Below are 19,449 nucleotides of genomic sequence, written 5' to 3'. Positions count from 1 at the left end.
GTTTTCCCGCGTCGGCAACGGGCGTCGAGCAGGCACGTCACGCATGACGTCCGCAGCCCGCCAGCGCAGCGACGCATTCTGTGCGCGCTTCGGGCTGCAGCGACCGGTGCTGCTGTCGCCGATGGCAGGCGCATGCCCCGTCGCGCTGTCGCGTGCGGTGATCGAGGCCGGTGGCATGGGTGCGATGGGCGCGGTGCTGTCGCCGCCCCATGACATCGGCGCGTGGATGGACGATCTGCGCGCCGCTGGCGGCGGACCCGCCCAGATCAATCTGTGGGTGCCGGATCCCGCGCCAGCGCGCGATGCCTCCGCCGAAGCGGCGACGCGTGCGTTTCTCGCGCAGTGGGGGCCGGACGTGGCGGCCGACGCGGGTGATGCGATGCCGGCCGATTTCGATGCGCAATGCGCGGCGCTGCTCGCCGCCCGGCCGGCCGTCGCCTCGTCGATCATGGGGGTGTTTCCGGCGCCGTTCGTCGCCCGGCTCAAGCGCGCGGGCATCGCCTGGTTCGCCTGTGCGACGACGCTCGACGAGGCGCTCGCCGCCGAAGCGGCGGGGGCCGACGCGGTCGTTGCGCAGGGGTTCGAAGCGGGCGGGCATCGCGGCGCCTTCGATGCCGCCAGCGCCGAAGCGCGAGCGGTCGGCCTGTTTTCGCTGCTGCCGCGTCTGGCCGATGCCCTGCGCGTGCCGGTGATCGCCGCCGGCGGCATCGCGGACGGGCGGGGCATCGCGGCGGCGTTCGCGCTGGGCGCGAGCGCCGTGCAGATGGGGACCGCCTTTCTGCGTACGCCCGAGGCCGGCCTTCCATCGGCGTGGGCCGATGCACTCGTGCACACGGCGCCCGAGCAGACGGTGCTGACCCGTGCCTTCAGCGGCCGCCCGGGCCGCGCACTGGTGACGGCCTACGTGCGCGCCGCGGACGCCCCGGATGCACCGCCGGCGCAGCCGTATCCGGTGCAGCGTGGATTGACCGCAGCGATGCGCGCCGCAGCGGTGCGCGACGACCGCATCGATGCCATGCAGGCCTGGGCCGGGCAGTCGGCCGCCTGTGCGCAAGCCCGGCCTGCGGCCGAACTCGTCGCCGGCTGGTGGCGCGCGGCGGAGGCCTGGCTGTGAACCGGTCGGCATCGAACACCCGCCTGTGGATCGACGGTCGACCTGCCGACGTCGCGCTGTTGTCGGCGCTGCAGGCCAACTACGGCCATCTGTCCACGATGCAGGTGCGCGGCGGCGCCGTGCAGGGCCTCGGGCGCCATCTCGCGCGGCTCCAGGCGGCCAATCTCGAACTCTTCGGCCACGTGCTGCCCGCTGCGCGCATCCGGCGCGAACTCGCAGCAGCGCTGAATGCGGCCGGGATCGACGACGCGACCCTGCGTGTCTCGGTCGCGGCGCCGGACTTCGCTGCGGTGGAGCGGGGCGACGCCGCCGACGTGGTGCTGCTGGTCGCGCTGTCGCCACCGCGCGCTGCGCCGGTGGCGCCGCAACGCCTGCAGAGCTGCCGCTACGTGCGTCCGCTGGCGCACCTCAAGCACCTGGCGACTCTGCCGCTGTTGCACGCGCGCCGGGCTGCGCGCGCCGCGGGTTTCGACGACGCGCTGCTGGTCGATCCTGCGGACCACGTGACCGAAGGCGCCCTGTGGAATCTCGGCTTCGTCGATAGCGAGGGCGGGATCGTCTGGCCGGACGGTGATGCGTTGCGGGGCGTCACCGAAGGCCTGCTGCGTGCGGGTCTCGAGGCCGCCGGACTGGCCCAGCGTGTGTCGCCGGTCCGGCTCGAGGCGTGTCCGACGTTCCGATCGGCGTTCGCCTGCAACAGCAGCGGCCTGTGGCCGTTGGCGTCGGTCGACGGGCGGGCGTTCGCGAACGATCCGGGCGTACCGGCGGCACTGCAGGCCATTCTGGCGGCCGTGCCCTGGGACCCGCTCGGGCCCTGAGCGGGCCGCTTGCCGAGCAGATGCGGATTTCCGCTATAATCGCCGGCTTACCTCGCCACCCTGGCGACTGGGCAACACAGGAAGCAAAGCAATGGTCAAGATCCGTCTGACGCGCGGCGGCGCCAAGAAGCGTCCGTTCTACCACATCATCGTGACCGACTCGCGCAGCGCGCGCGACGGCCGCAACATCGAGCGCGTGGGTTACTACAACCCCGTCGCCACCGGTGGCGAGCAGCGCGTGGTGCTGGACACCGCCCGTGTCGACCATTGGGTGAAGAATGGCGCGCAGATGACCGACAAGGTCCGCGGCCTGTACAAGGAAGCGGGCAAGGCTGCGGCCACCGCCGCCTGACCCCGGGGCCGCGCCTTCGCGTGCGGCCGCTGTTCTCATGAACGACCCGACGCGCCAGCCCTCCCGCCGGATGATCCAGGTGGGGAAGGTCCATGGCGCGTTCGGTGTGCGTGGCGAAGTGAAACTCGAATCCTTCACCGAGCCGCGCAGCGCGATCTTCCGTTACCAGCCCTGGGTGCTGCGCGACGCGCGCGGCGTCGAGCGCGAATGCGAAGGCGCGAAGGGGCGTGAAACGCCGAAGGGCGTCGTCGCGACGGTGCCGGGCATCGACGATCGGGATGCCGCCGAGGCCGCGCGGGGGCTCGATGTCTTCGTGCCACGCGACGCACTGCCGCCGCCGAGGCCCGGCGAGTACTACTGGGTGGACCTCGAAGGCCTGCGCGTGCGCAATGTCGAAGGCGTCGATTTCGGTGTCGTCTCGCACCTGTTCTCGACCGGCGCCAACGACGTGCTGGTCGCCCAGGGCGATCGCGAACGCATGATTCCCTTCGTGCTGCCGGACTACATCGTCTCGATCGATTTCGAAGCGGCGCTGGTGACGGTGGACTGGGATCCGGAGTTCTGAGAAGCCCGGCAGTGGGGATTCAGGATTCGGGATTGGGAGAAGCAGTCATGAGGTCGGACGCATTGCCGAATCCCCAATCCCGAATTCCGAACCCCGGCCCGATCCGTTTCGACGTCGTCAGTCTGTTTCCCGAGTTCATCACCCAGGCGGCCGATGTCGGGGTCGTGGGCCGGGCGCGTGAGCGCGGGCTGGTGACGTTGCAGGCCTGGAATCCGCGCGATTACGCCGAAGGCAATTACCGCCGGGTCGACGACCGACCGTTCGGCGGCGGCCCGGGCATGGTGATGCTGATCGACCCGCTGCGCGCGACGCTCACCGCCGCGCGCGCGGCCGATCCGGCGCCGGCGCGGGTGATCTACATGAGCCCGCAGGGACAGCGCCTCACCCAGGCCAGGGTGCGCGAGCTCGCCGCGTTGCCGCGGCTGATCCTGCTGTGCGGCCGCTACGAGGGCATCGACGAGCGCCTGCTGCAGGCCGAGGTCGACGAGGAGCTGTCGATCGGCGACTACGTGCTTTCGGGCGGCGAACTGGCGGCCGCGGTGGTGCTGGACGCCGTCGCCCGGCTGCAGGACGGGGCGCTTGGCGACGCAGAATCGGCCGTGCAGGACAGCTTCGAGGGCGACGGCCTGCTCGATTGCCCGCACTACACCCGGCCCGTGTCGCATGCGCTGGGGCAGGTGCCCGAGGTGCTGCTGTCGGGCAATCACGCCGAAATCGCGAAGTGGCGGCGTCAGCAGGCGTTGGTGCGCACGCTGGAGCGGCGCCCGGACCTCATCGACGAGTCGACGCTCGGCAAGGCGGACCGACGGCTGCTGGCCGACTGGCGGTCGGCCAACGGTGCCGACCCCGGCGGTACCCCGGCCGCCTGATCGGGTCCGGCCGGTGCTGGCATTCGCCGGATCGCTGCGGCTATAATGCGCGGCTAACCCGTTTCACCCGAGCCGAAGAGCTCGCCGAGCCAGAGCGTGCGTCCACGTGCACCACGCCTACAACGACACCAACAGGCCTAGACCATGACCACCAAGCCCTCCCTGAACACCCTGCTGCAGGACTTCGAAAGCGCCCAGACCGCGCGCCAGCTTCCCGACTTCGGCCCCGGCGACACCGTCGTCGTCAACGTCAAGGTCAAGGAAGGCAACCGTGAGCGCGTCCAGGCCTATGAGGGTGTGGTCATCGGCAAGAAGAACGCCGGCCTGAACTCCGCGTTCACCGTGCGCAAGATCTCGCACGGCTTCGGCGTCGAGCGCGTGTTCCAGAGCCACAGCGCGACGATCGAGTCGGTCGAGGTCAAGCGTCGCGGCAAGGTGCGCGCCGGCAAGCTGTACTACCTGCGTGGCCTGGAAGGCAAGAAGGCGCGCATCAAGGAAGACCTGTCGGCCGGTGCGAAGGCCAAGAACGAGAAGGCCCGCGCCGACCGCGCCGCCGACGCGGCTGCGAAGACCGAAGCGGCCGCGGCCGCGAAGTCGGCCGCTGCGGCCGAATAATCGCCGCGTCCGATGTCGCACGACGGCCGCCGCAAGGCGGCCGTTTGCGTTTCATCCGCGCAGTGCCTCGTGATGCACGGGCGAGCCGGCGCGGAGATGCTGCCGTCGTGTGCCGGAATCGCGCCCGCTTCGATACGCGTTGAGTCCTCGCACCGTCGACGGCCCTTACGCTGCTCTCCGGCACAGCGCCGCCCGCGGGGCGTGCGTTGCCGTCGCCACCTCATGCCTCGCGGCGCAGGACGCCATGACCGAACCGCTTCACACCGTACGCCTCGATCTCTGGCTCTGGGCCGCGCGCTTCTTCAAGACCCGGGCGCTGGCCAAGCAGGCCATCGACACCGGCAAGGTCGAGGTGGGCGGCCAGCGGGCCAAGCCGGCGCGGGCCATCCGCATCGGCGATGCGCTCCGTGTGGCGCGCGGCGAGGAACGCTTCGAGATCGCGGTGACCGGGCTGTCCGAGACGCGTGGCCCGGCGAGCGTCGCGCAGACGCTCTACAGCGAAACCGAAGCATCGCGCGCCGCGCGTCTGGCCCGGCTGGCCGACGTGCGCGCCGCGCGTGCGGGCTACCAGGCGCCGGAGCACAAGCCCGACAAGCGCGCGCGGAAGCTGATCCGCGCGCTGGGGGACATCGACGCGCTCTGAGCGTCGGTCAGCCCGGGAGCCAGTCGCGCACCAGCGATTCGGACACGCTCCACAGGCGGGCGGCCATGGCGGTATCGCGCTGCATGTCGCTCTGTGGGGCCGGCGCGAAGTCCCGGAAGAAGCCGCCGTTCACGCCGGCGGCCGCGGGCGCCGCCGCCAGCCAGCAGGGCGTCGCCGCGCCCTGTTGCACGCTGCGCGCATCACTGCGGTAGCGGTTGCCGACATTGCGCAGGATGCGGCTGCGCGTGTGGCCGGGCGAGACGCAGTTGGAGGTGGCGCGCGTGCCGGACAGACGGCGCGACAGTTCGAGTGAAAACAGGCCGTTCGCGAGTTTCGAATGGGCGTAGCGCGCGTCCCAGCTCGCACCGGAGAGATCGTCGAACTGGATGCCGCCCCGCGGCGCATTGCGCTCGTCGCCGCTGCCGAGCACGACCACGCGGCCGTGTGGTGCGGCGGTCACGCGATCGAGCAGGCGACGCACGAGCAGGTAGTGGCCGAGATGGTTGACGACGAAGGTCTTCTCGAGACCGCGCACCTGTTCGAGATCGCCCAGCACCACGCCGGCGTTGCACACCAGGGCGTCGATCGGCACGTCGAGCGCGCGGACGGCGGCGCTCGCCGCGACGACCGAGTCGAAATCGGCCAGATCCAGCACGACCGGCGTCGCGCGGCCCCGCACGGCGGCGCACGCGGCCTCACCCGAAGCCCGCGAGCGCGCCGTGCCGATCACGTGCGCGCCGCGCAGCGCGAGTACGCGCATGGTCTCCTGGCCGATGCCCGGGTGCAGCCGGTGACGACGATGGTGCGGCCGCGCAGGTCGAGGCCGGCGGTGGCCTGTTCGGCCGTGGTGGTCGCATCGAGTGCCCGCGTACGCGCGTAGCCGGGCAGGGCGCTCGCGAGCGCCGCCAGCGTACAGGCCTGGAGCAGGCGACGCCTGCGGAGATCGAACTGCATCGGGCGGGATCCGCGGCGGAACAGGCATCGAGTGTACGGCGGCCGGAGGGCCGCTTCATGCGCACACGCGCTGCGGTCCTGCGGCGCGCGCGACGTCCCACGCGAAGCGGAATTGCTGATACAGGCCGCGCCGCTGCGACCGGTCGGACGCCATCGCCGCGGTGCGATCACGCGACCTGCAATGGAGGAATCGTGTCGCCTCATGCGGCATCCGCCCGCCGCGCGGCGGCCGCAAACGAGGACGCCGATGCGGGGCATCGGCGTCCGGCGTTCCATCGCCCCGCGGGTGACCTCGGGCAGCGCTCAGCGCAGGTCGTAGCGGTCCAGGTTCATCACCTTCGTCCACGCGGCGACGAAGTCGTGCACGAACTTGTCCTGCGCGTCGTCGGCGGCGTAGACCTCGGCCAGGGCGCGCAGCACCGAGTTCGAGCCGAACACCAGATCGACCCGCGTGCCGGTCCACCTCGGTGCACCGCTGCGGCGATCGCGTCCCTCGAAGGCGACGCGCGCGTCCGAGGTCGGTGTCCAGGCCACGCCCATGTCGAGCAGGTTCACGAAGAAGTCGTTGCTCAATACACCGGGACGATCGGTGAACACGCCATGCCGCGTGCGGTCGTGGTTGGCGCCGAGTACGCGCAGGCCGCCGACGAGTGCGGTCATCTCGGGCGCGGTCAGCGTCAGCAACTGCGCACGGTCGACCAGCAGATGCTCCAGCGGCACCGCCGATTCGCCCTTGGCGTAGTTGCGGAAGCCGTCGGCCCAGGGTTCCAGCGCCGCGAAGGACTCCACATCGGTCTGCGCCTGCGATGCGTCACTTCGGCCCGGCGAGAACGGCACGGTGACCTGCACGCCGGCGTCCTGCGCTGCCTTCTCCACCGCCGCCGCGCCGCCGAGCACGATCAGGTCCGCCAACGACACCTGCTTGCCGCCCGCGGCCTTGCCGTTGAAGTCGTCCTGTACCTGCTCCAGCGCGGTCAGCACCTTCGCCAGCTGCGGCGGATTGTTGACCGCCCAGTCCTTCTGCGGCGCGAGCCGGATGCGCGCACCGTTCGCGCCGCCGCGCTTGTCGCCGCCGCGGAACGTGGACGCCGACGCCCACGCGGTGGACACCAGTTCGGACACCGACAGGCCGCTGGCGAGGATCGCCTGCTTCAGCGACGCGGCATCGGCGTCGTCGATCAACGGGTGCTCGACCGGCGGCACCGGATCCTGCCAGATCAGCACGTCGTCGGGCACTTCGGGGCCGAGATAACGTGCGCGCGGGCCCATGTCGCGGTGCGTGAGCTTGAACCAGGCGCGGGCGAACGCGTCGGCGAACTGGTCGGGATGTTCCAGGAAGCGGCGCGAGATCTTTTCGTAGGCCGGGTCCACGCGCAGCGCGAGATCGGTGGTCAACATCGTCGGGCGATGTCGCTTGGCCGGGTCGTAGGCGTCGGGAATCACCGCGTCGGCATCTTTGGCCACCCACTGGTGGGCACCGGCGGGACTCTTCGACAGTTCCCATTCGAACCCGAACAGGTGCTCGAAGAAGTCGTTGCTCCACCGCGCCGGCGTCTTGGTCCAGGTCACCTCGAGGCCGCTGGTGATCGTGTCCGGCCCTTTGCCGGTGCCGTAACTGTTGTGCCAGCCGAAGCCCTGGGCTTCGAGTTGGTCGGCCTCGGGTTCGTCGCCGACGTGCTCCGACGGCGCGGCGCCATGGGTCTTGCCGAAGCTGTGGCCGCCGGCGATCAGCGCGACCGTTTCCTCATCGTCCATGGCCATGCGGCCGAAGGTGTCGCGGATGTCGCGCGCGGCCAGCAGCGGATCGGGGTTTCCGTCCGGGCCTTCCGGATTGACGTAGATCAGGCCCATCTGCACCGCGGCGAGCGGATTTTCGAGTTTGCGCGAATGCACGTCGCCATCGGCATCGTCGTCGGACACCAGCACGCCGTCGTCGCCGTGCTTGGGGACGCCGTGCGAGCCGTGCGCGTAACGCACGTCGCCGCCCAGCCACGTGGTCTCGCGGCCCCAGTACACGTCGAGGTCCGGCTCCCAGGTGTCCTCACGGCCGCCGGCGAAGCCGAAGGTCTTGAAGCCCATCGTCTCCAGCGCGACGTTGCCGGTGAGGATCATCAGGTCCGCCCACGAGATCGCACGCCCGTACTTGCGCTTGATCGGCCACAGCAGGCGGCGCGCCTTGTCCAGACTGACGTTGTCGGGCCAGCTGTTGAGGGGCGCGAAGCGCTGCTGGCCGCGCCCGCCGCCGCCGCGCCCGTCACCGATGCGGTAGGTGCCGGCGCTGTGCCAGGCCATGCGCACGAACAGGCCGCCGTAGTGACCGAAGTCGGCCGGCCACCAATCCTGGGAATCGGTCATCAGCGCGGCGAGATCGCGCTTGAGACCTTCGTAATCGAGCTTGGCGAACTCGGCGGCGTAATCGAAATCCTCGCCCAGCGGATTCGAGCGGCTGGAATGCTGGTTCAGCAGATCGAGACGCAGTTGCTGCGGCCACCAGTCCCGATTGGAGGTGCCGCCACCGGCGGTGGCATGGAAAGGGCATTTGGCTTCGGTCGACATGGCGTGATTCTCCCGGTGGATGGCGGCGGTCCGGACGGGGCCGGACGGATGACGGCGAGGCGCGGGCCGTCCGGACACCGCGTCCGCGGCGCGTCCGGACGGGATGCGATGACCTCCCGCGACCGAGCCAGAGTAGGCGCAGCCATTGCTTCCGGTGAAATCGATTGTTCCCGTCTATTCGATAGTCGCGTGCTATCGAGACGGCGACGGCTCACAGCAGGGCGCGCAGCCGGTACAGGGTCTCGAGGGCCTCGCGTGGCGACAAGGCGTCGGGATCCACTTGGGCCAGCGCCTCGAGCGCCGCCGATGCGGGCGCGAACAGGCCGATCTGCTGGGGCGCATCCGTCGGCGCGGCGGACGCCGGTGGCGGCGCCCCGTCGTGTCGCTGTTGCTCGAGTTCCGCCAGACGTGCACGCGCGGCGCCGACCACGGCTTTCGGCAGCCCGGCCAGCGCGGCCACCTGCAGGCCGAAGCTGCGATCGGCCGGGCCCGCCTTGACCGCGTGCATGAACACCAGCGTCTCGCTGCCGCTGCGGTCGCGGTGTTCGACCGCATCCAGATGCACGTTGGCGATGCCGCTGCCCGGCTGCGCGAGCGCGGTGAGCTCGAAGTAGTGGGTGGCGAACAGCGTGTAGCTGCGGTTGGTGGCCGCCAGATGCCGCGCGCAGGCATCGGCCAGCGCCAGGCCGTCGTAGGTCGAGGTGCCGCGGCCGATCTCGTCCATCAGCACCAGAGAGCACTCGGTGGCGTGATGCAGGATGTAGCTGGTCTCGGCCATCTCGACCATGAAGGTCGACTGGCCCTTGGCGAGATCGTCACCGGCGCCGATGCGGGTGAGGATGCGGTCGATCGGCCCGATCACCGCGCGCGACGCCGGCACGAAGCTGCCGATGTGCGCCAGCAGCACGATCAGCGCGTTCTGCCGCATATAGGTGCTCTTGCCGCCCATGTTGGGGCCGGTGATCACCAGCATGCGCCGGGCGTCGAACGCCGCGCCGTCGCCGAGCACCAGATCGTTGGGTTCGAACGGTTCGCGGCGTACCGCCTCGACCACCGGATGGCGGCCGCGCTCGATGCGGATGCCCGGCACGTCCTCGAGTTGCGGGCGCGACCAGTCCAGCGCCTGGGCGCGCTCGGCGAAGCAGGCCAGCACGTCGAGTTCGCTGAGCGCGGCGGCGCAGTGCTTGAGGGCCTCGATGCGGTCGTTGAGCGCGTCGAGCAGCTGCTCATAGAGCAGTCGTTCGCGGGCGAGCGCACGCTCGCGTGCCGAGAGCACCTTGTCCTCGAAGGTCTTGAGTTCTTCGGTGATGTAGCGCTCGGCGTTGGTGAGCGTCTGCCGCCGGGTGTAGTGCGCGGGGGCTTTCGCCGCGTGCGCCTTGGAAACTTCGATGTAATAGCCGTGGACGCGGTTGTAGCCGACCTTCAGCGTCGGAATGCCGCTGGCTTCGCGCTCGCGGAGTTCGAGGTCGACGAGGAACTGGTCGGCATGCGTGCTCAGCCGCCGCAGTTCGGCGAGTTCCGCGTCGTGACCGTCGGCGAACACGCCGCCGTCGCGCGCGAGCACCGGCGGCTGTTCGACCAGCGCCGTGGCCAGCAGATGCGCTTCGCCCGCATGCTCGCCGAGGCTGTCGTGCAGGGCGCGCAGCCGCGGCGAATCGAGCGCGTCGAGGATGCCGCGCAGCTCCGGCAGCATCGCCAGGGCGTCGCGCAGCGTGGACAGGTCGCGCGGACGCGCCGAACGCAGCGCGATGCGCGTGAGCACGCGTTCCATGTCGCCGAGCGCACGGAAGCGCTCGCGCAGGGTGTCGTCAGCGCCCGAGTCGATCAGCGTCTGCACCGCGTGCAGACGTTCGCCCAGCACCGCGCGGTCGCGCAGCGGCCGGTGCAGCCAGCGACGCAGCAGCCGTCCGCCCATCGGGGTGACGGTGGCGTCGAGTACGCCGAGCAGGGTGTGACGGGTATCGCCGTCGACGCGTGTGTCGAGTTCGAGATGCCGGCGCGTCGCGGCGTTCATCGCGATCGCGCCGTCGCCGCTCTCCACCGAAATGGAGGTCAGGTGCGGCAGGCGCTGCTTCTGGGTTTCCTCGACGTAGCCCAGCAGCGCGCCCGCCGAGGCGATCGCCAGCGGCTTGTCGTCGATGCCGAAGCCGGTGAGGTCGTGCAGGCCGAAGAACTGCAGCAGCTGGCGACGCCCGGACTCGGCGTCGAACAGCCATGGCGGCCGGCGACGCGCGCCGGTGCGTGCGGACAGGAAGTCGGGCCAGCCGTCCTCGTCGGGCACCAGCAGTTCGGCCGGATCGAGCCGCGCGATCTCCGCTTCCAGGGTATCGGCGTTGGCGCATTCGCAGACCAGGAACCGGCCGCCGGCGAGATCCGCCCAGGCCAGCCCGTAGCGGCCGGCGCGGTCGCGCGCGACCGCCATCAGCAGGGTGTCGCGGCGTTCCTGCAGCAGGGCTTCGTCGGTGACGGTGCCGGGGGTGACGATGCGCACCACCTTGCGTTCGACCAGGCCCTTGCTCGCGGCCGGATCGCCGATCTGCTCGCAGATCGCCACCGATTCGCCCAGCGCGACCAGCCGCGCCAGATAGCCCTCGGACGCGTGATGCGGGACGCCCGCCATCGGGATCGGCGCGCCGGCGGAATTGCCGCGCTGGGTGAGCGTGATGTCGAGCAGTCGCGCCGCCTTGCGGGCGTCGTCGTAGAACAGCTCGTAGAAGTCGCCCATGCGGAAAAACAGCAGCACATCGGGGTGTTCGGCCTTGGCGGCGAAGAACTGCTGCATCAGGGGCGTGTGCTGCGGTGCGGACATCAAATCGCTCGTGCGGCCGGCCGGCCATTCTGCCCGAAAGCGGGTCCGGACGAGGCCCTGGACGCCCGCCGGATCCGCCTGCGGCCACGCGTTCCGACCCCCGTACGCGGCCGTCCGGAACTGTGTTAGGTTTCCGTCAAGACAAGCGATTGTCGGCCTCCGGTCGTGTCCCCCACGCAGGACCGGAGGCGGGGAATCCGCAGTGGCGCAATGCCGCTGCGGCGCGGGCGTTCCGGAACCAAACACAACGCATTCGGGGGACATCTTTCATGGATTCACGTTATCTGCAGCGTCGTCTGCTCACGCGCGCGGTCGTCGTCGCGCTCGCCTCCACCGCCATGCCCGCGCTGGCGCAGTCCGTTCCGCCCGCCGAGGAAGGGCCGACGACGCTGGCCGGCATCACGGTCACCGCCCAGAAGCGCGAAGAGGCGCTGCAGGACGTGCCGATCGTCATCAACGTGCTGCCCGAGCAGCTGCTCCAGGACACCGGCGTGCGCGACATCAAGGACATGCAGGTGCTGGTGCCCGGCCTCACGGTGACCAGCACGCAGTCCGCCGCGCAGACCACTGCGCGCATCCGCGGCATCGGCACGGTGGGTGACAACCCGGGCCTGGAATCGTCGGTGGGCATCGTCATCGACGGCGTCTACCGCGCGCGCAACAGCGTCGGCTTCGGCGACCTCGGCGAGATGGAGCGCATCGAGGTGCTCAAGGGGCCGCAGGGCACGGTGTTCGGCAAGAACACCTCGGCCGGCGTGATCAACGTGATCACCCGGCGGCCGAGCTACACCCAGGCGCTCGAGGGCGAGGTCACCGTCGGCAACTACGGCCTGGTCGGCGTGTCGGGCTCGTACAACGACGCGCTCAGCGACAACGCGGCGTTCCGCATCTTCGCGACCAAGCGCTCGCGCGACGGCGTCGACGACGTGGCGCGTGGTGGCGGCCCGCGCCGCGAGGCCGACGACGGCGACCAGAACTACCACTCGCTGCGCGGCCAACTGCTGCTCGAGCCGACGTCCAACCTCAACATCAATTTCATCGCCGATTACACCAGCCGCGAAGAGAACTGCTGCGTCTCGGTGACCACCCAGCGCGGCCCGACGGCGCCGATCATCGATGCGCTGACGCCGGGCGGGCAGGGCGTCATCCCGGTCGTCGATCTCGACCGTCGTCTGGCCTACGCCAACCGCACCACCGAGCAGGATCTCAAGGACAAGGGCGTCTCGGCCGAGCTCAACTGGACCACGCCGTGGGCCAACGATGCAGTGCTGACCTCGATCACCGCGTTCCGCGACTGGCAGGCGATCACCAGCATCGACTTCGACTACAGCGCCGCCGACATCCTCTATCGCCCGCCGAACCCGGACGGCTCGCTGGTGAAGTTCGAGAACTTCAGCCAGGAGTTGCGCCTGACCGGCTCCAGCGATCGCATCGACTGGATGGTGGGCCTGTTCTACGCCGACGAGGATCTCGGCCGTAACGACTCCTACTACTTCGGTGCGGCCTACGAGCCGTATCTGTCGACTGCGGTCGCGTCGCAGGTGCTGCCCGCACTCGCGGCCGAGCTCGCACCGCGCGGCCTGACGGTCAATACGGCGAATCCGGCGACCTTCCTGTCGCAGGTGTCGGGCCGGCCGTTCGGCACCAACTTCACCGGGCAGGGCGCGCGCGACCGCTACGAGCAGAACGCCAAGAGCGCGGCCATCTTCACCAACAACACCTTCCACGCCACCGATGCGCTGGATATCACCCTGGGCCTGCGCTACACCCGCGAGAAGAAGACCCTGCAGTCGGACTTCGCCAATCCGAACGGCGCGCAAGGGTGTGCGGCGACGCTGGCCAATCCGGCCGCACGCGTGGGCGGCGCGCTGGCGCAGCGCATCAACGGCTTCGGCAGCCTGCCGCCGGCGCTGCAGCAGCAGCTGCTGGCCGGTCTGGTGCCGGCGATCGCGCCGCAGGTCGCCGGCTTCATGTGCCTGCCGTGGGCCAACATCGCGCACAACGGCCGCAGTACCTACCAGGAGCGCACCGAGAAGGAATGGTCGGGCACGCTGAAGGTCGCCTACGACTGGTCGGACGACGTGATGACCTACGTGTCCGCGTCGCGCGGCTACAAGGCGGGCGGCTTCAACCTGGACCGCGTGCAGGTCGGCATCACGCCGGTGGACGACACCTCGTTCGACGGCGAGTTCGTCGACAGCTACGAGCTGGGCCTGAAGACCAACTGGGCCGACGGCAACCTGCTGTTCAACGCCGCGCTGTTCCACCAGACCTACGAGGATTTCCAGCTCAACAGCTTCCTCGGCACCGCCTTCGTCGTGCGCTCGATTCCCAAGGTCACCTCGCAGGGCGTCGACGCCGAAGTGCTGTGGCAGACCCGGGTGCCGGGCCTGATGCTGCAGGCCGGTCTGACCTACGCCGAAACCGAGTACGGCAATGACATCGTGCCCGACCTGCCGCTGCTGCCGGGCGGCCAGATGAGCTTCGCGCCGAAGTGGTCGGGCAATGCGTCGGCCACCTACGCCTGGGACATCGGCTCGAACCTGCAGGGGCGCTTCAACATCGGTGCGAAGTACATGTCCGAGTACAACACCGGCTCGGACCTCAAGCCCGAGAAGATGCAGGACGCCTATACGCTGCTCAATGCCCGGCTCGGTTTCGGCCGGCAGGACCAGCGCTGGATGCTCGAAGTCTGGGGTCAGAACCTGACCGACGAGACCTACAAGCAGGTGGGCATCGACGCGCCGATCCAGACCGGTTCGTTCAACGCCTTCCTCGGCGCGCCGCGGACCTACGGCATGACCCTGCGTCTGCGCTACTGACGCGCCCCCACGGCGCGTGCGTACGGGACGGGCCGGCAACGGCCCGTTTTCGTGTCCGGCACCGGTGCGCCGCGTCGATCAGGCGTGCCGATATGCGGTAAAACGGCAGGCCCCACACGGGCATCCGTCATGCAGCCTGCCGATCTTCCTTCCGACGCCGCACTGCAGGCCCTGGCCGAGCGCATCGGCTACCTGTTGCGCGAGACCCACCACCGTCTGGTGACGGCCGAGAGCTGCACCGGCGGCTGGATCGCCAAGGCGGTGACCGACGTCGCCGGCTGCTCGGACTGGTTCGACTGCGGTATGGCCGCCTACAGCTACGAAGCCAAGCAGGCCCTGCTCGGTGTCAACCCGCACACGCTCGAGACCCACGGCGCGGTGAGCCGCGAGACGGTGATCGAGATGGTCTCCGGCGCGCTGGTGCATTCCGGCGCCAGCGTCGCGGTCGCGGTGACCGGCATCGCCGGTCCGGGTGGCGGCAGCGAGGACAAGCCGGTGGGCTCGGTGTGGATCGGGTGGAAACGCCGCGGCGGCTACGCGAGCGCGCGCCTGTTCCAGTTCGACGGCGATCGCGACGCGGTACGCCGGCAGACCGTCGCTGCGGCTCTGCGCGGGCTGGCCGAGACCGTGGACGCGCGCTGATGTGGGACGCCCTCGCCACCGTCCGTGACCTCGGCCGGCTGCAGGAAATCGCCTCGGTGCTGGTGCGTTACGGCTTCGGCGACGTGGTCCAGCGCATCGGCATGGCCGGGGCGCTGGAACGGGCCGGGCGGTTGCTGCACATCGGCGGCGGCGAGGATTCGGTGTTGCGGCTGTCGCCGCCCGAACGCGTTCGGCACGCGCTGCAGGATCTGGGGCCGACCTTCGTCAAGCTCGGCCAGGTGCTGGCCACACGCGTCGATCTGCTGCCGCCGGAATGGATCGATGCGCTCGGTCGCCTGCAGAGCCAGGTGCCGGCGGTGCCGATCGAATCGCTGCGCGCCCAGCTCGAAGAAGACCTGGGGGATGCGCCCGACCGCGTGTTCGCTCGCTTCGAGCCCGTGCCGATGGCCGCGGCCTCGCTGGCCCAGGCCCATCGCGCGTGGCTGCACGACGGCACGGCGGTGGTGCTGAAGATCCGCCGGCCCGGCATCCGCGAGATCATCGAGGCCGACCTGCGCCTGCTCGCGCGGCTGGCCGAGATCGTGCAGTCGCAGGCGCCCGACCTGCGTCGCTACCGCCCGGTCGAAGTGGTGCGCCAGTTCGATGCGTCGCTGCGCCGCGAGCTGGACTTCGCCCGCGAATGCCGCAACGCCGAACGCATCGCCGGCAATTTCGCCGAGGATCCCCGCGTGCTGATCCCGCGCGTGTATTGGGAATGGACCAGCGAACGGCTCAACGTGCAGGCGTTGGTCGACGGCATTCCGGCCGGCGATCTCGCCGCGATCGATGCCGCCGGCCTCGACCGTCACGCGCTGGCGATGACCGGCGCCGACATCGTCATGCAGATGGTGTTCGAGGACGGCCTGTTCCACGCCGATCCGCACCCGGGCAACCTGTTCTTCATGCGCGACGGACGCGTGGCGCTGATCGATTTCGGCATGGTGGGGCGGGTGTCGCCGACGCTGCGCGAGCAGGTGGCGCGGTTGCTCTACGGCCTGGTGTTCCAGCAGCCGCAGACCGTCTGCGACGTGCTGCTGGACTGGACCGAAGGCGCCGAGGCCGACGAGGGCCGTCTGCAGTCGGAGATCGACGCCTTCGTCGACCAGTACCGCGGGGTGCTGCTGAAGGATCTGCACATGGGTGCGATGCTCGGCGACGTCACCGGCCTGCTGCGCCGGCACGGCCTGATGCTGCCGCCGGATCTCGCGCTGCTGATCAAGGCCCTGCTCACCCTCGAAGGTCTGGGCCGGCAGCTCGATCCGGACTTCGACATGACCGGTGCCGCACAGCCCTGGCTGCAGCGGCTGATGTGGCAGCGCCATTCGCCGCGCGCACTGGCCCAGCGCGGGCAGCAATCGCTGTCGGGCGCGCTCGATCTGCTGACCGACCTGCCGCGCGATCTGCGCCGGCTGCTGCACAGCGCACGCCGCGGCCGGTTGCGCGGCCAGATCGAGGTGACCTCGCTCAAGGCCTTCGGCGACCAGGTCAACAGCGCCGCGAACCGCATGACGATGGGGCTCGTGGTCGCCGCGCTGATCATCGGCTCGTCGATCGTGATGAACGCGGTCAGCGGGGGCTCCGGCAACCGCTGGCTGATGGCGCTGGGCGTGATCGGCTTCGTCGGCGCGGCGCTGGGCGGCGTGTGGATCCTGCTGTCGATCTGGCGCTCGGGACGACGCCGCTGAGCCGCGCGGCGCCGTGTGTCCTCAGTCGCGCAGCACGTCCACCCAGACCAGGCGATGATCGGTGCCGTCGACGATCGCCGCCTGGGGTGAGCTCGACGGTGGCCAGAACACGCCGGTGCCGGTGACCCGCTGGCCGACCGAGGGCAGGACATAGTCGATGCGCAGGTTGCCCACGCGCGGCCCGAAGCTGCCGGTGTCGTGCGCGGCGGCACCGCGATGCACCGCGTTCGCGCCGCCCTCGGCCGCCGCGGCTTCGATCGCACCGTCGCTGCGCGGCGTGGCCGTGCGCAGCACCCGTGGATGCTCGAGCAGTTCGGCGATCACACTATGGTCGCCCGAGCCGTCGACCGGGTCGTTGTTGAGATCGCCGAGGATCACGAAGCGCGCATCCGCGGTGAGACCGCCGCAGGTGCCGGCGTCGTCGCACAGCCAGCCCTCGTGGCCCGCAGGCGCGAGATAGGCGTTCCAGAAGTGGATCTCGTCGCGGTTGCGCGCGACGTTGCGCCGTTCCGGGCCGTCGAAGGCCGGCGGTGTGGGGTGCGAGGCCAGCACGTGCAGCACGCCCTGCGGCGTGCGCACCGGCACGTCCCAGTGGGACTTGGACGACAGCCGCAATTGCGACCACACCGCATCGGAATGGAAGTACGCGCCCGTGACCGGGTCGCGCGGGCGGGTGGCATCCGGCATCGCACTCCACTTCAACATCTGGAACGTGCGCGCGTTCGCCGCGTCGATGGGATAACGCGACAGCAGCAGCATGCCGTACTGGCCCGGATGCAGGCCGTAGCCCCAGGCGTCGTTGCCGCGGTCGCGCCCGTCTCCGCCGATCGTGCCGTTGTTGTCCAGGTCCAGTCCGCTCTGCACGCCGGTGTTGACCGGCGCCAGGTAGCGATAGGGGTAATGCAGCGCATCGCCGCCACCGGGCTGCGGACGCTCCAGCCAGCGGCGCTGGAACAGGTCCGCCGCGCGCCCGTCGGCCACGTAGTCGAACTCGTTGATCAGCACGATGTCGGGCCGCACCTGCTGCAGCACCGCGGTCACCTTGCGCGCGGCGTCGTCGTCGCCCTGCAGGCGCTCGAGCAGCCCGCCGGCCTCGTCGCTGTTGAGCGAGGCGTTGTAGGTGGCGATGCGCAGCGCGCCCTGGGTGGGCGCGGGCATCGATGTCGGCGCGGGGGCATCGCCGTGTACCGCCACCCGCACGCAGGCCGCGAGCAGCAACGCCGCCAGCGCCACCAGAAGCCAGACCATCGCCGACCTCATCGCGTCGGCTCCGGCAGGGCGCGCCACTGGCGGCCGTCGAAGCCCTCGAGCGGGTGGAAGCTGCGTTTGTAGTCCATCTTGCGGTGTCCTTCGATCCAGTAGCCGAGGTAGAGATGCGGGCGGTGCTCGCGCTTCGCCCAGGCGATCTGCTTGAGGATCGCCAGTGTGCCGAGCCCGCGCGAAGCCAGATCGGGTTCGTAGAAGGTGTAGACGGCCGACAGCGCATCGTCGGTGAGATCGGTGACGGCCACCGCCACCAGCCGGCCTTGCAGGCGCAGTTCCAGCAGGCGTCCCTCGTTCCAGCTGCCGATCAGGAACTGGTCGAATTCGCTGGCGCCGTGATCGTCCATGCCGCCGCCGGGATGCCGGGCGGCGAGATAGCGCTGGTAGAGCGCCAGACGCTCCTCGTTGCGTTCGGCCGCCACCACGCGCGTCTCGATCTCCGCATTGCGCGCGAGCGTGCGCCGCTGACTTCGATTGGGCTCGAAGACATCGACCGGAATCCGCACCGCCACGCAGGCCCGGCACCCGGCGCAATGCGGGCGGTAGACGATGTCGCCCGAGCGACGGAATCCCCAGCGCAGCGCCTGCGGATAGAACCGCGGCAGGCGGCTGTCGCGCGGATCGAGCACCAGATCGCGCGCGCTGCGCTCCGGCCAGTAGCCGCAGGCGTGCGCGCCGGTGTGGAACAGGCGCAGGTCGGCGGCGATGTCGCCGTCCGGATCGGGGCGCGGAGTGTGCTGCATGCGGTCAGGATACCGTCGCCGATCGCAACGCACGCGACAGGCGTCGCGGCCGCACCGCAGCTGAACCGGGCCGACGCCCGGTCAACCGATGTCGCGTCAGACGCGTTGATCCCCGCACAAGGCGGCGCCGTGCCGCACACAACGGGAACCGACAATGCAGACCAAGACTCTTGCCGCCGCGCTGCTCGCAGCGATCACCTTCTCGATGGCCGGTGCAGGCTTCGCCCAGTCGCAGACGCGCGCCGCAGGCAGCGACGCTGCCGCAGCGTCCAAGCCCGCCGGCGAACGCCCGCGGGCGCACGGCATGCGCGGCCATCACCGCATGGGCAATCCGGTCGACGCGCTGGCCCGCTTCGACACCGACGGCGACGGCCGCATCAGCCGCGCCGAAGCGCAGGCGGGCCAGGACGCGATGCAGGCGCGTCGCGACGCCAAGCGTGCGGAGCGTGGAGCACGTGCCGATGCACCGCGCCGCGAGGGCGCACGCAGCGCCGAAGCGCGCGGCGAGCGGGCGCAAGCCGGCCGCGGTGGCCCGCGTGCGCATGGCGGACGCGGCTTCGACCTGGTCGCGAATTTCGACGCGATCGACACCAACCGCGATGGCTATCTCACCCGCAGCGAGCTGCGCGCCTGGCACACGACCAAGGCGGCCGAACGTCGCGCCGAGGGCGAGCGCCGCTTCGACACGATGTTCCGCGAGGCCGATCTCAACGGCGACGGCAAGCTGAGTCGGGTCGAGGTCAGCGAGAAGGTGCCGCGTCTGGCCGAGCGCTTCGCGTGGCTCGACGAGAACCGCGACGGCTTCCTCAGCCGCGAGGAGTTGCAGGCCGGGCGTCCGCAGCGCTGAGTCCGCAAAAACGGGTTGTCAGCAAGAGGCCGCGCAGTGCGCGGCCTCTCTCGTTTCCATCGGCGGCAGGACTTCTTCGTGCTGCACGGAGCAACCGCGAACATCGGCAAGACGGAGCGCGCCAGGCGAAACCGGCCCGCGTCGCGCGGGTG

General features: G+C 70.3%; 17 protein-coding genes. 11 read left to right on the top strand and 6 right to left on the bottom strand.

Going from position 1 to position 19,449, the window contains the following annotated elements; all coding sequences use genetic code 11:
• Window positions 1-43: 43 nt before the first annotated feature.
• From PQS31_RS02245 to PQS31_RS02215, 7 genes are all read left to right on the top strand, one after another.
• Window positions 44-1,114, top strand: a complete 1,071-nt coding sequence (locus tag PQS31_RS02245) for a nitronate monooxygenase (RefSeq protein WP_272761050.1) — start codon at window positions 44-46, stop codon at window positions 1,112-1,114.
• The gene (locus PQS31_RS02240; protein WP_272761049.1) at window positions 1,111-1,932 is read left to right on the top strand and encodes an aminotransferase class IV; all 822 of its coding nucleotides are present in this window, start codon (window positions 1,111-1,113) and stop codon (window positions 1,930-1,932) included. The genes PQS31_RS02245 and PQS31_RS02240 overlap by 4 nt, the downstream gene beginning before the upstream one ends.
• Before the next feature lie 91 nt (window positions 1,933-2,023).
• On the top strand, window positions 2,024-2,284 hold the full coding sequence (gene rpsP / locus PQS31_RS02235; protein ID WP_096208921.1) for a 30S ribosomal protein S16: 261 nt from the start codon (window positions 2,024-2,026) through the stop codon (window positions 2,282-2,284).
• A gap of 37 nt (window positions 2,285-2,321) precedes the next feature.
• A complete protein-coding gene (gene rimM / locus PQS31_RS02230) occupies window positions 2,322-2,849 on the top strand; it encodes a ribosome maturation factor RimM (RefSeq protein WP_272761048.1) in 528 nt (175 codons plus the stop codon).
• Between the two features lie 101 nt (window positions 2,850-2,950).
• Entirely contained in the window at window positions 2,951-3,718 is a 768-nt protein-coding gene (gene trmD / locus PQS31_RS02225; RefSeq protein ID WP_272761439.1) for a tRNA (guanosine(37)-N1)-methyltransferase TrmD, read from the top strand.
• A gap of 144 nt (window positions 3,719-3,862) precedes the next feature.
• On the top strand, window positions 3,863-4,333 hold the full coding sequence (gene rplS, locus PQS31_RS02220; protein WP_272761047.1) for a 50S ribosomal protein L19: 471 nt from the start codon (window positions 3,863-3,865) through the stop codon (window positions 4,331-4,333).
• A 244-nt stretch (window positions 4,334-4,577) separates the two neighbouring features.
• Window positions 4,578-4,976 (top strand): RNA-binding S4 domain-containing protein, encoded by a 399-nt coding sequence (locus PQS31_RS02215; protein ID WP_272761046.1) that lies wholly within the window; start codon window positions 4,578-4,580, stop codon window positions 4,974-4,976.
• A 7-nt stretch (window positions 4,977-4,983) separates the two neighbouring features.
• On the opposite strand, the gene PQS31_RS02210 is transcribed toward PQS31_RS02215, so the two are convergent.
• From PQS31_RS02210 to mutS, 4 genes are all read right to left on the bottom strand, one after another.
• Window positions 4,984-5,736 carry an SDR family NAD(P)-dependent oxidoreductase gene (locus tag PQS31_RS02210; protein WP_272761045.1) on the bottom strand — a complete coding sequence of 251 codons (753 nt, stop codon included), beginning with the start codon at window positions 5,734-5,736 and terminating at the stop codon, window positions 4,984-4,986.
• Window positions 5,703-5,930, bottom strand: a complete 228-nt coding sequence (locus tag PQS31_RS02205) for a hypothetical protein (RefSeq protein WP_272761044.1) — start codon at window positions 5,928-5,930, stop codon at window positions 5,703-5,705. The genes PQS31_RS02210 and PQS31_RS02205 overlap by 34 nt, the downstream gene beginning before the upstream one ends.
• Window positions 5,931-6,233: 303 nt before the next feature.
• Entirely contained in the window at window positions 6,234-8,486 is a 2,253-nt protein-coding gene (gene katG, locus PQS31_RS02200; RefSeq protein ID WP_272761043.1) for a catalase/peroxidase HPI, read from the bottom strand.
• A 211-nt stretch (window positions 8,487-8,697) separates the two neighbouring features.
• Window positions 8,698-11,295, bottom strand: a complete 2,598-nt coding sequence (gene mutS / locus PQS31_RS02195) for a DNA mismatch repair protein MutS (protein ID WP_272761042.1) — start codon at window positions 11,293-11,295, stop codon at window positions 8,698-8,700.
• Window positions 11,296-11,564: 269 nt separating this feature from the next.
• Between mutS and PQS31_RS02190 the strand changes: the two genes are divergently transcribed.
• The 3 genes from PQS31_RS02190 (at window position 11,565) to PQS31_RS02180 (ending at window position 16,444) form a co-directional block, all read left to right on the top strand.
• A complete protein-coding gene (locus tag PQS31_RS02190; protein WP_272761041.1) occupies window positions 11,565-14,117 on the top strand; it encodes a TonB-dependent receptor in 2,553 nt (850 codons plus the stop codon).
• 129 nt (window positions 14,118-14,246) lie between these two features.
• Entirely contained in the window at window positions 14,247-14,759 is a 513-nt protein-coding gene (locus PQS31_RS02185; protein WP_272761040.1) for a CinA family protein, read from the top strand.
• Window positions 14,759-16,444 carry an AarF/UbiB family protein gene (locus PQS31_RS02180; RefSeq protein WP_272761039.1) on the top strand — a complete coding sequence of 562 codons (1,686 nt, stop codon included), beginning with the start codon at window positions 14,759-14,761 and terminating at the stop codon, window positions 16,442-16,444. Before PQS31_RS02185 ends, PQS31_RS02180 begins: the two co-directional genes overlap by 1 nt.
• A gap of 21 nt (window positions 16,445-16,465) precedes the next feature.
• Here the strand turns inward: PQS31_RS02180 and PQS31_RS02175 are convergent, their stop codons facing one another.
• Window positions 16,466-17,704, bottom strand: coding sequence for an endonuclease/exonuclease/phosphatase family protein (locus tag PQS31_RS02175; RefSeq protein ID WP_272761038.1), 1,239 nt, complete (start codon window positions 17,702-17,704; stop codon window positions 16,466-16,468).
• A complete protein-coding gene (locus PQS31_RS02170; protein WP_272761037.1) occupies window positions 17,701-18,450 on the bottom strand; it encodes an arginyltransferase in 750 nt (249 codons plus the stop codon). Before PQS31_RS02170 ends, PQS31_RS02175 begins: the two co-directional genes overlap by 4 nt.
• A 154-nt stretch (window positions 18,451-18,604) precedes the next feature.
• Here PQS31_RS02170 and PQS31_RS02165 point away from each other — a divergent pair, with 154 nt between their 5' ends.
• On the top strand, window positions 18,605-19,297 hold the full coding sequence (locus tag PQS31_RS02165) for an EF-hand domain-containing protein (RefSeq protein ID WP_272761036.1): 693 nt from the start codon (window positions 18,605-18,607) through the stop codon (window positions 19,295-19,297).
• Window positions 19,298-19,449 lie beyond the last annotated feature (152 nt).

This window comes from Luteimonas sp. BLCC-B24, assembly GCF_028550595.1.
Classification (GTDB): Bacteria; Pseudomonadota; Gammaproteobacteria; order Xanthomonadales; family Xanthomonadaceae; genus Luteimonas.
Note: the sequence above shows the minus strand (reverse complement) of the source record. Positions and strands in the feature narration are given on the sequence as shown.